The following is an 11,490-nucleotide window of genomic DNA, read 5'->3' as shown; positions in this document are numbered from 1 at the left end:
TTCAACTCCTTAAGCCTTAAATTCTTCTTTTAATAATCCCATTAAAATAGTATCTAAATATTCTCCCTTATAATAATATTTTTTTCTTCGTATACCCTCTTCAATAAATCCACATTTTTTATAGAATAATACTGCAGCTTCATTTTCCCTAACTACCTCAAGTTCAACCTTATGAACTTTTCTTTTTAAAAATAAATATTTTAAAATTGTCTTTATTGAATCTGTTCCATATCCCTTACGCCAATACTTTTTACCTATAGTTAAACTAATGTTATAAACATTTCTTGAATATTTATCTTCTGAATAAATAATTACTCCAACAATAGCTCCCTGTTTATTAATTATTACGTAATTTCTTTTAGAAGGTATATTTAAATATTTTAAATGTTCGATTATATATTTCTTTGATAACATCCCATATTCATTACCATTATATTTTAATACTTCACTATCTGAACATAAATTATAAGCTTCATCAATATCTTCCTTTAATATTTCTCTCAAATATATTTTATCTCCATAAATCACATTAATCCCTCCATAATTAATGATACTATCATTTTGAAAGTTTTACCAACAACTAACTATTAATTACTATAAGTCCCGTTAAATAAAAAACTACAATATATAAAGAGTCTCTCTTTATATATTGTAGTTTTTTTAATAATCTATATTATCTTTCAGTAATAGCTAAAGCTGCAGCACCTAATACTCCTGCTTTTCCACCTAGTACAGCCTTTTCAATTGTACAATTTTCAACGAATGCAGCCATACATCTTTCTTCAACAACATTTCTTATAGTGTCAATAACTATATCTCCGCCATTAACTACACCACCACCAACAACAACTTTTTCTGGATCAAAATTTGTTATTGTGTTAGCTACAGCAATTCCAAGATAAGTTAATGAAGTATTTAATATATTTTTAGCAACTCTATCTCCATTTGCAGCTTCTTTAAATACCTCTTTAGCTGTAACATTATCATAATTCTTTAATGAAGTTGTAACATTAGTTGATACAGCTTCTTTAGCTCTTTTACCAATTGCTGTACCAGATCCTAAAGCTTCTACACATCCTAAGTTTCCACATCCACATCTTGGACCTTCTGTTGAAACAGTCATATGTCCAACTTCTAATGCATTTCCTGTAGCTCCTCTAAATAATTTACCATTTAAAACAGCTCCACCACCGATTCCTGTGCTTGCTGTAATAAACACCATATTTTCAGTACCTTTTCCTGCACCAAACATAAACTCTCCTAATGTTGCTACGTTAGCATCATTATCTAGATAAGTTGGTAAATCGTATTTTTCTTTTATAGTTTTAACTATTGCAAAATTCTTAAAAGGTAAATTTGAATTTTCAATTATAATACCATTCTTAACATCTAATGGACCAGGCGAACCGATTCCAATTGATTTTATTAAATTTTTATCTGTTCCCTCTGTAACATAATCTATAGTATCTATTATTCTTCCCATAACAGCTTGTTCACCTTCGTGAGCTAATGTTTCAACTGTTTTTTCTTTTATAATATTTCCATCTAAATCTACTAAAGCTGTGTAAATTTTAGTTCCACCTAAATCGACACCTACAACATACTTCTTTTCCATTTATTACCCTCCCACTAATAAGTTATACTACTTTAACTATTAAAAGTATACCATTTAAAAATTACGTTTACAATTATTAATTATGGAAAATTTAGAATTAATTCATCTATTTTTAAATTATTTCACTAAACTTAATTTATTTCTTTATACACCAAAAAAGCATCTAACATTTGTTAGATGCTTTTGGCGGAGAACAAGGGATTCGAACCCTCGCACCAGTTTTATCCAGCCTACTCCCTTAGCAGGGGAGCCTCTTTAGCCACTTGAGTAATTCTCCACTTATGGCGGAGAGACAGGGATTCGAACCCTGGGTACGCTCACACGCACGCCGGTTTTCAAGACCGGTGCCTTAAACCAACTCGACCATCTCTCCAAGACAAGATTAATTATATCAACCATAGTTAATTATGTCAACACATTTTATTAAATTTTTTTTATTTTTATTTATCTTTAATTACTACTTCTAAATTTCCCGTTTCAGTATCCATTATTAACCCATGTACTTTTATTTTCTTTGGAACTAATGGATGCTTCTTTATTAATTCTACACTTTCTTTTATAGAATCTTCTACAGAATCAAATCCATGTAACCACTTCTTTATATTTATTCCTGAATTATTTAATGTCTCTATTGTTTCCTCTGGAATTCCTCTATTAATTATCTTATTAATAGTTTCCTCTCCATCAATATTACTCATCCCACAATTTTTATGACCAATTACTAATACTTCATCTGTATCGAATTCATAAATAGCAACTATAATACTTCTTATAATACTACCAAATGGATGAATTATAGTAGCTCCTGCATTTTTTACTTTTATCTTACCATAAACTTAAAATATATATACAAAAAAAGCTTCTAGAATTTGCTAGAAGCTTTTGGCGGAGAGACAGGGATTCGAACCCTGGGTACGCTCACACGCACGCCGGTTTTCAAGACCGGTGCCTTAAACCAACTCGACCATCTCTCCAAGACAAGATTAATTATATCAACCACTATTAATTATGTCAACATATTTTATTAATTTTATTATTTTTTATTTATCTATAATTATTCCTTCTAACTTTTGCCTTCATACTTCATTATTATTTTATACTTTTAGGTTTTTGTAACTTTAAATATATATACAAAAAAGCTTCTAGCATTTACTAGAAGCTTTTGGCGGAGAGACAGGGATTCGAACCCTGGGTACGCTCACACGCACGCCGGTTTTCAAGACCGGTGCCTTAAACCAACTCGACCATCTCTCCTCGGACAATTGTTATTATATCAGTGTACAAATATTATATCAACACTTTTTACAAAAATTTTTCAATTAATTTTATGTCCACTTGCTCCTGCTTTATAACTACCTAAAAATGACTCAAAACCTCTATTTATTTCTTCACCTATATCATTTTCCTCATTTATTTTAAGTAATTCTATAGCTGCTTCTATTGTACATAAGTTTCCTTCTTCTTGTCCCCTTCTTAATGTAAACTTAGAAGTTTTCTTCACTTCCAAAGGAAGTATAGGTACTTCTTTTAAATAATCACTTTTTCTTATTATCTTCCAAGCTTCCTTCCATGTTCCATCTACAATAATAAATACTGGTATGTGTCCATCTTTAACATATTTAATTCTTCTTTTCTCCATTTCTTCATTCACAATAGGAAATATTAAATATACCTTATAGATATCATTATTCATGTAATTTAAAATTTCTTGAGATTTTTCTCCTCTTCTCCAAATAATTATTTCTGTTGATTCTGAATTAATTAATTTTAATAAACTAGCTGTATTAGTATTTCTATATATCTCTCGTTCACTAGATAAAATTATAAATTTAGATTTTGTCTTAACTTTCTTTATACTATTGCATATACAAGTTATAACAGGTAAACCACATATATTACAATTATCACATATACTCGTTATTCTTTTTCTATTTATCATATAAAACCTCTGTTAATATTTTTATAATTACATAATACTATATATCACTATTAATAAAAAATGATGAATTTAGAATAAAAATATTATTCTAAATTCATCGTATTTATCTAAAACTATTTTTATATTTTATTATTCAGAAAGTTCACCATGTTTTTCATAATTAGTAATTCTACTAATTTTATTTTCTTCATTTACAAAAACAACCTTTGGTTTATGATCTTTTACCTCTTCTGTATCTAAATCACAATAAGCCATTAATATAATTTTATCTCCAACCTGTACACATCTTGCTGCGGCTCCATTTAAACAAATCATACCCGATCCTCTTTCTCCAGCAATAGTATAAGTTTCAAACCTTGCTCCATTATCAATATCAACTATATGAACTTTTTCATATTCATATATCCCTGCCGCATCTAGTAAATCTGCATCTACTGTTATACTTCCAACATAATTTAATTCAGCTTGTACTACTTTTGCTCTGTGTATCTTACCTTTTAACATATTTACCTTCATTATTGATTCTCTCCTTATTATAACTCATATGTGAAATTATCTATTAATCTTGTTTTACCTATAAATACGGCTATTGCTACTAATACTGATTTTTCTATTCTTTCTACCTTCTTCATAGATAGGCTATCTACAACTTCTATATAATCCACTCTTGCTAATTTTTCTGAATTAATTGTTTCTTCAATTAACTTAATAATAGCCCCTGAATTTCTTTCACCATCTTGAATTTTTTCTTTAGCTAATGTTAATGATTTATTTAATATGATTGCAGCATTTCTTTCTTCTACCGACAAATAAGTATTTCTTGAACTTTTAGCAAGCCCATCTTTCTCTCTTATTATAGGACATCCTATAATTTCTATATCTATATTTAAATCTCTTACCATTCTTTTTATAATTGCTAATTGCTGAGCATCCTTTTCCCCAAAATAAGCTCTATCTGGTGCTACTATATTAAATAATTTTGTTACAACAGTACAAACGCCTCTAAAATGAGTAGGTCTACTCTTTCCACATAATCCATCTGTTAATCCATTCATATCAACAAAAGTAGAAAAATCTTCAAAATACATTTCTTCATTTTTAGGATGGAATATAATATCTGCCCCTGCCCTTTCACATACTTTACTATCTCTCTCTAAATCTCTAGGATAAGTAGATAAATCCTCTTTAGGTCCAAATTGAATTGGATTAACAAATATGCTTACAACAACTCTATCATTTTCTTCTGATGCTTTTCTAATTAAACTTTCATGTCCCTCATGTAAATAGCCCATAGTAGGAACAAATCCAATCTTTAACCCCTTAGCTTTCCATTCCTTTACTGTAGATCTTACGTCATTTACCTTTTCTACAACTCTCATTTTCTCTTCCCCTTTAATATAACTTCTCAATTACTTCATCATTTATTTTAAAAGAATGCTCTTCTCCTGGGAAAATTCCATCCTTAACTTCTTCTATATACTTTTTAAAAGCCACATTCATTTTTTCACCTAAATTTTCATACTTCTTAACAAACTTAGGAGTAAAATCACTATACATTCCTAACATATCTTGATAAACAAGAATTTGCCCATCACACTGTGCTCCAGCACCTATTCCGATTGTAGGTATAGATAATTTTTCAGTTATTATTGCTGCAAGCTTAGCTGGAACACATTCTAATACAACTGCAAATGCTCCTGCCTTTTCTACAGCTAAAGCTGCTTCTATAAGATTCCTTGCTGCCTCTTTATCTTTACCTTGAACCTTAAATCCGCCAAAAGCATTAACTGATTGAGGTGTTAATCCAATGTGAGCCATAACTGGTATTGAAGCTTTAACTATAGCTTCTATCTTATCGCAAACCTCAACACCACCCTCTAACTTAACTACATGTGCTCTACCTTCTTTAATTAATCTTCCTGCATTAATTACAGCATCATATACTGATGTTTGATAAGACATAAAAGGCATATCTGCTACAACTAATGTATTCTTTACACCTCTAGATACAGCTTTAGTATGATGTATCATGTCTTCCATAGTAACTGATAATGTATCTTCATATCCTAAACAAACCATTCCTAATGAATCTCCAACTAAAATTCCATTTATTCCAGCCTCATCAATTATTTTGGCTGTAGAATAATCATATGCTGTAAGCATAGTAAGTTTTTCATTTTTTTCTTTTGCTTGTTTAAATGTAACTGCTGTATTTTTCATAATTACTCTCCTAGATACTCTTCTAAATTTTTATAATTTCTATTCTTATTTTTAACTTTTGCTATCTTTAAAATATTTTTTGATAATAATCTATATAACTCTTTATCTTCTTCACGTATTACATTTAAATGATTAATAACAGTGCTTAAATCTCCTCGTTCTATGGGCCCAGTCAAACTCTTAACTGCACCTCTTTCCTTAATATTTCTTAAGTTGTTTTCAATTAATGGATATAAGGCTTTAATAGCCATTTCTTTCGTAAATCCACATTCCTCTAGATAATTAACACCATTATTAATTAACCCTAACACTAAGTTACTAACTGTTACTGATGCTGCATGATATAAAATTTTATTCTCTTTATTAATAATTGCTACATCATTTCCTAAATGTGAAAATAACATCTTTAAATATTCAATATGTTTTTCATTACCTTCAATTGTAATAAATGCTTGAGATAAATCTTTGTAAGAATTATATTTGTCCGAGATAGCGAACATTGGATGAATAGAATAACCATATGCACCATGATTATTTATATTTGAAAAGACTTCTGAAGAAATAGAGCCACTACAATGGCAAATTAATTTTTCTTTAATAGGTAACTTTTTTACTTCATTCCATACATCTGCAATTTGATTATCAGGTGTTGTAATGAATATAGCATCACTATTTTTTATTAAATCTTCTAAATTATTATATTGTCGCGTATTTGTAAAAATTGCAGCTTCTTTAGATGAATGCTGTGATTTACTATAATACCCACTTATGTCTATGCTGTTTTCTTTTAGATATTTTCCTAAGGAAAAGCCAACTTTTCCTGCTCCAATAAATCCAAATTTTATAATTATCACCTCCAAAAGAGTGTGATACTAACAAGTCCCATTCAAAATTGATATGAGCTATTTCTGGTAATCTTTAAATTTTCAAATATATAAGGTGCGGTTTAATTAAAATACCACCCATATTAAATTTATCATATTTCTAAATTTTGTCAACATTTGCTATTATCTCATTTTTATAATTTCTTATAAAAAAATAAGATATAAGAAAACTATTTTTAGTCTTCTTATATCTTATTTAATACTTAAAAATTATCTTATAACATCCATTCCGCCCATATAAGGTCTTAAAGCTTCTGGAATATTTATTGATCCATCTTCATTTAAGTTGTTTTCTAAGAATGCAATTAACATTCTAGGTGGAGCAACTACTGTATTATTTAATGTATGAGCAAAATACTTTCCTTTTTCTCCATTTACACGAATCTTTAATCTTCTAGCTTGAGCATCACCTAAATTTGAGCAGCTTCCAACTTCGAAGTATTTCTTTTGTCTTGGAGACCAAGCTTCAACGTCAATAGATTTAACCTTAAGATCTGCTAAATCTCCTGAGCAACATTCTAAAGTTCTAACTGGAACATCTAAAGAACGGAATAATTCAACAGTATACTTCCATAACTTTTCAAACCATTCTTTACTTTCTTCTGGCTTACAAACTACTATCATTTCTTGTTTTTCAAATTGATGTATTCTATAAACTCCTCTTTCTTCTATTCCGTGAGCTCCTTTTTCTTTTCTGAAGCAAGGTGAATAACTAGTTAAAGTTTGAGGAAGGCTTTCTTCTTTTAATATAGTATCAATATATTTACCTATCATAGAGTGTTCACTTGTACCTATTAAGTATAAATCTTCACCTTCTATTTTATACATCATAGATTCCATTTCAGCAAAACTCATTACTCCAGTAACAACATCGCTACGAATCATGAAAGGAGGAATACAGTAAGTAAATCCTTTGTTAATCATAAAATCTCTAGCATAAGAAAGTATTCCTGATTGTAATCTTGCAATGTTACCCATTAAATAATAGAATCCATTACCAGCAACTTTTCTAGCACTATCTAAATCTATTCCATTTAATTTTTCCATTATTTCTGTATGATATGGAATTTCGAATTCTGGAACTACAGGTTCACCGAATTTTTCAACTTCTACATTTTCACTATCATCTTTTCCTATTGGAACACTAGGATCAATGATGTTAGGAATAACTAACATTATATTTCTTATTTTTTCTTCAAGTTCGCTTTCTTTAGCTTCTAATTCAGCAAGACGAGCAGCTTGTTCATTAACTTTTGCTTTTAACTCTTCTGCCTCTTCTCTTTTCCCTTGGCCCATTAATGCACCAATTTGCTTAGAAATTGTCTTTCTATTTGATCTTAATGAATCAGCTTCTTGTTGAGTAGCTCTGCTTTCTATATCTAAAGCAATTACTTCATCAACTAAAGGAAGTTTTTGATCTTGGAACTTATTTTTAATATTTTGTTTAACTATTTCTGGATTTTCTCTTAAAAATTTTAAATCTAACATAATATCCTCCATGTATATTTTATTTATTTTTTCTGGTATAAAAAAAGAGCTCTTTCTTCCCATATAAGGGACGAAGAACTCCGTGTTGCCACCCTAATTGATAATAAAATTTCACTTATTATCCACTCTTTATAAAACTAACGGGTTTATCCGTACTGCTCATCACAGTCCCTCCAAGGTGGATTCATAAAATATTGATGTCAGTTTTCACCAACCACTGACTCTCTTAAAACAATTACTTTATTACTAGCCTCTTCAACGGTTTAATTAAAATATTTACAACATTAATATATTTAATATATTATAATCTTCTACTTTTTGTCAATACATTAAAAACCTGATTTTATTAAAGATATTTAATAAAAAATTAAACTAATGACGTAAAAATATCATCGCTAATTATTTATTCTCAATATCCCTAGTACAAATTATATCAACTCCACTATTTAAAATATTCTTACATATAATACTTCCCATTTTTATAGGAATACTTACATATAATCTACTAACAACTTTAGACATTTCTATCCATAATTCTTTATCAACTTCATCACTACTTTTAACAGGAACAACTTTAAACCTATCACTACCTTTAACCCTAACTACAGAAGTGAAAATATCCTTTTTACACATACTTATTACTCCTATTATATATCCTTAAATTCTTTAATTCTACCTGAAACTATATTTGAATTTTTTGAATCATCTACTATATCAGTAATTTTTCTATCTAATTCCCTAGATAATATTTGTACTATCTTTTCATTACAATAGGCTCCATGGCAATTTCCAAATCCAGCTCCAGTTCTTCTCTTAACACCCTTAACAGTTCTAGCACCTAAAGGTCTTCTAATAGAATCAACAATTTCTCCCTCTGAAACATTATTACACATGCATACTATCTTTCCATAACGTTTATCTAGCTTAATAACTTCATTGATTTCTCTTCTATCCATTTCTCTAAATCTATAGAACTCTCGTCTTTTATCAATAAAATTCTTTTTTAACTTACAATTTAAATTGCTACTAATAGTATCACATAGCATTTTTGCTATAGCTGGAGCTAATGTAACCTTTCCATAATGAGTTCCTATTACGCTAATATAACCCTTATCTATTTTTTCATCATCTACTACAATAGAATCCTTATCATAACTTTCCCTAAACAGATTATTTATATTACTTTTATTTAATCCCTTCAATAACTTAGATGCATATCTTAAATTATCATCTAAGCTAGTTTTTTCAATACTCTTTATTCCAATAAGAGAGCCTCCATTTAAAACTGGAGTAGAAACAACAAAAGTATCCTTATCAAAGGTCTTTGTAACAATTCTTTGTAGCTTATTTTCATAACTATCATCAAGTAAAATGTAACTCATATTTTTGAAGGAGTTTACTCCATTATCTGATTCTTTTTCTTCAACTACACCCTTTTCATTTATATATATTTCATTTGCAATTGTATTTATAACAACCTTACATGAGAATTTATTCTTGTTAGTTACAACTCTAAAACCTTTTGTAACATTTTGAATAGTTAAAACTTCTTCTTCTAACCTAAAATTAACTCCATTATCAAAAGCAACCTCAGCATATGCAATTGCTAAATCATAAGGAGCAACTATTGCAACATTTTGAGAGTATAATCCCTTTTTTACTTCGGCATTAATATTAGGCTCTATTTCATATACTTCATCTGGTTCTATTAAATATACGCCATCGATTCCACGTCTTATAGCTCTTTCATACATTTCTTCTAATTTAACTACACCATTATCATCATTAACTACTCTTAATGATCCTATTCTTTTAAATGGAACATTAAATTTCTCACATAAGTCTTCTAATAGTATATTTCCTATATACTCTAATCCAGCCATTACATTATTAGATGTTTCTGAACCGTCATATACTATAGAAGTATTAACAAATGAGATATCATCTGCTATATCAAATTCCTTTTCAATCACTGCTATATTTAAATTATACTTAGATAATTCATAGGCAACGGCACATCCTATTATGCCACCACCTAAAACTAAAACATCATAATCCATAATTCAATTCCCCTAATTTATAAGATAAAACCACTTTCTTTTAGTTCTTCTTTTATTAACTCCATATTCTCAACAGAGTCGGCAGAAATAGTATGAAGGTGTACTCCATTAGTTAGCATAGATAATGGTTTTGCATCTATTTGGTTTAAAGAATTTTTAAACTTATTTAAATCGTTAAGATTTTTTATCATTAATATACCCCTTATCTCTCCATATAAAGGATGCTCTACTATTACATCTTCTATTATCCCACCATATTTAACAACTATCTCAAGCTCTTTTATAACCTCTTCATCATTATGATTTACTGCAATAACAGACTTTACCCTATTGCTATTATCCTCATTAATCATATAGCCATCTGGAGTTGCTATTATATTATTTCCTTTAGCTCTTAAAATAGCTATATCTTTAACTATTATTTGTCTAGTTACATTAAAGCTTTCAGCTAATGTTGTGCCTTTAATAGCTCTTTTTTCTTTCATCAACATTTCTATAATGTTACTTCTTCTTTCATCAGCCTTCATAATTCACCCCACAACTTAATTTCTATTATCGCTTTCCTTTATTATATCTAATAATTTATTTCCTTGTATTTTATTGCTATGATGGTATCTAACAGTATCTAAAAATTCCTTATCATATGTATTAAAACTTTTCAATAAATTTGCACCCTTTTCCGCATGATTATAATAAGTATCAACTGCTTTAATTCCATCATATTTCTTTAATTTTCCTTTAGTCACTTTGTTCAATATTACCAATACAGATTTTTCAATAATATTGAGTCCATATTCACCTTTTCCTATATCGTGTAATAATCCTACCTTAGCAACTCTATTTAAATTTATATTTCTTCCTTCTGATAAACTCACGGCATCTTTACTAACTCTAATACAATGATGTTTATCTGTTTTTTTTAGTTTATTAAATAATTTTCTTTCCTTTTTATTTAGAAATTTATTTACATATTCAGTATCAATATCTTCAGACAATGATTTTAATGCCCAAACAAATTGCTTTACTCTATATAAAGACATTTAACTATCACCTTGTTCTTTAACATATATTGTAATACACATACATATTTATAATACCACTATTAGAAATAAATTAAAAATATTAAAATATATTTTATTTAGTTATAATTCTACATTATAAGTTAAAGTATTTAAAATTTTATAAAGCAAAAAAAGCTACGATACAAATCGTAGCTTTTGGTGGAGGTAAAGGGATTCGAACCCTTGACCCCTTGCGTGCAAGGCAAGTGCTCTCCCAACTGAG

General features: G+C 28.8%; 12 protein-coding genes, 4 tRNA genes, 1 pseudogene and 1 other annotated feature. All 17 genes and pseudogenes read right to left on the bottom strand.

Going from position 1 to position 11,490, the window contains the following annotated elements; translation table 11 throughout:
* Positions 1–9: 9 nt before the first annotated feature.
* The gene (locus Q0G30_RS06860; RefSeq protein ID WP_294388177.1) at positions 10–528 is read right to left on the bottom strand and encodes a GNAT family protein; all 519 of its coding nucleotides are present in this window, start codon (positions 526–528) and stop codon (positions 10–12) included.
* Between the two features lie 145 nt (positions 529–673).
* Entirely contained in the window at positions 674–1,615 is a 942-nt protein-coding gene (locus Q0G30_RS06855; RefSeq protein WP_294388172.1) for an ROK family protein, read from the bottom strand.
* A 184-nt stretch (positions 1,616–1,799) separates the two neighbouring features.
* Positions 1,800–1,892: transfer RNA gene (locus Q0G30_RS06850), tRNA-Ser, on the bottom strand.
* Between the two features lie 5 nt (positions 1,893–1,897).
* Positions 1,898–1,988: transfer RNA gene (locus tag Q0G30_RS06845), tRNA-Ser, on the bottom strand.
* 67 nt (positions 1,989–2,055) lie between these two features.
* Positions 2,056–2,439: pseudogene (locus Q0G30_RS06840) on the bottom strand (carbonic anhydrase); the annotation flags it as partial.
* A 59-nt stretch (positions 2,440–2,498) separates the two neighbouring features.
* Positions 2,499–2,589: transfer RNA gene (locus tag Q0G30_RS06835), tRNA-Ser, on the bottom strand.
* A gap of 189 nt (positions 2,590–2,778) precedes the next feature.
* Positions 2,779–2,869: transfer RNA gene (locus tag Q0G30_RS06830), tRNA-Ser, on the bottom strand.
* 61 nt (positions 2,870–2,930) lie between these two features.
* Positions 2,931–3,554 (bottom strand): tRNA-uridine aminocarboxypropyltransferase, encoded by a 624-nt coding sequence (locus Q0G30_RS06825; protein ID WP_294388169.1) that lies wholly within the window; start codon positions 3,552–3,554, stop codon positions 2,931–2,933.
* 129 nt (positions 3,555–3,683) lie between these two features.
* Positions 3,684–4,070 (bottom strand): aspartate 1-decarboxylase, encoded by a 387-nt coding sequence (panD, locus tag Q0G30_RS06820; protein WP_294388167.1) that lies wholly within the window; start codon positions 4,068–4,070, stop codon positions 3,684–3,686.
* Between the two features lie 17 nt (positions 4,071–4,087).
* A complete protein-coding gene (panC, locus tag Q0G30_RS06815) occupies positions 4,088–4,933 on the bottom strand; it encodes a pantoate--beta-alanine ligase (protein WP_294388163.1) in 846 nt (281 codons plus the stop codon).
* 13 nt (positions 4,934–4,946) lie between these two features.
* Positions 4,947–5,774, bottom strand: coding sequence for a 3-methyl-2-oxobutanoate hydroxymethyltransferase (gene panB, locus Q0G30_RS06810; protein WP_294388160.1), 828 nt, complete (start codon positions 5,772–5,774; stop codon positions 4,947–4,949).
* A 2-nt stretch (positions 5,775–5,776) separates the two neighbouring features.
* On the bottom strand, positions 5,777–6,619 hold the full coding sequence (locus tag Q0G30_RS06805; RefSeq protein ID WP_366013654.1) for a DUF2520 domain-containing protein: 843 nt from the start codon (positions 6,617–6,619) through the stop codon (positions 5,777–5,779).
* A gap of 249 nt (positions 6,620–6,868) precedes the next feature.
* Positions 6,869–8,146, bottom strand: a complete 1,278-nt coding sequence (gene serS, locus Q0G30_RS06800; protein WP_294388157.1) for a serine--tRNA ligase — start codon at positions 8,144–8,146, stop codon at positions 6,869–6,871.
* A 63-nt stretch (positions 8,147–8,209) separates the two neighbouring features.
* Positions 8,210–8,414: a binding site (T-box leader), on the bottom strand.
* A 131-nt stretch (positions 8,415–8,545) separates the two neighbouring features.
* On the bottom strand, positions 8,546–8,779 hold the full coding sequence (locus tag Q0G30_RS06795) for a DUF1667 domain-containing protein (RefSeq protein ID WP_294388154.1): 234 nt from the start codon (positions 8,777–8,779) through the stop codon (positions 8,546–8,548).
* 14 nt (positions 8,780–8,793) lie between these two features.
* Entirely contained in the window at positions 8,794–10,206 is a 1,413-nt protein-coding gene (locus tag Q0G30_RS06790) for an FAD-dependent oxidoreductase (protein WP_294388151.1), read from the bottom strand.
* 17 nt (positions 10,207–10,223) lie between these two features.
* A complete protein-coding gene (locus Q0G30_RS06785; RefSeq protein ID WP_294388150.1) occupies positions 10,224–10,733 on the bottom strand; it encodes a transcription repressor NadR in 510 nt (169 codons plus the stop codon).
* 15 nt (positions 10,734–10,748) lie between these two features.
* Positions 10,749–11,246, bottom strand: a complete 498-nt coding sequence (locus Q0G30_RS06780; protein WP_294388147.1) for an HD domain-containing protein — start codon at positions 11,244–11,246, stop codon at positions 10,749–10,751.
* Between the last annotated feature and the right edge of the window lie 244 nt (positions 11,247–11,490).

It is taken from the genome of uncultured Clostridium sp., from assembly GCF_934754925.1.
Classification (GTDB): domain Bacteria; phylum Bacillota; class Clostridia; order Clostridiales; family Clostridiaceae; genus Clostridium.
Note: the sequence above shows the minus strand (reverse complement) of the source record. Positions and strands in the feature narration are given on the sequence as shown.